The organism is Pseudomonas brassicacearum (assembly GCF_003732265.1).
Classification (GTDB): domain Bacteria; phylum Pseudomonadota; class Gammaproteobacteria; order Pseudomonadales; family Pseudomonadaceae; genus Aquipseudomonas; species Aquipseudomonas brassicacearum_D.
In genome coordinates, this window is sequence record NZ_MOBK01000048.1 from 1 (window position 1) to 293 (window position 293).

Annotated in this window: 1 protein-coding gene; it reads left to right on the top strand. The window is 62.5% G+C overall.

The window, feature by feature from the left end:
- Window positions 1-293, top strand: a 293-nt coding sequence (locus tag BK660_RS33230; RefSeq protein WP_404942964.1) for a PEP-utilizing enzyme, incomplete at both ends; no start/stop codon positions are given.

Below are 293 nucleotides of genomic sequence, written 5' to 3' on the forward strand. Positions count from 1 at the left end.
GAAAGAAACCGGCACCGTACTGGTGGAAGGTCGTGCGATCGGCCAGCGCATCGGCGCCGGTAAAGTGCGCATCATCAAAGATGTCTCCGAGATGGACAAAGTCCAGCCGGGCGACGTACTCGTTTCCGACATGACCGACCCGGACTGGGAACCGGTGATGAAGCGCGCCAGCGCCATCGTCACCAACCGTGGCGGCCGTACTTGCCACGCAGCGATCATCGCTCGCGAGCTGGGTATTCCGGCAGTGGTTGGTTGCGGCAACGCCACCCAATTGCTGAAGGATGGCCAGGGCG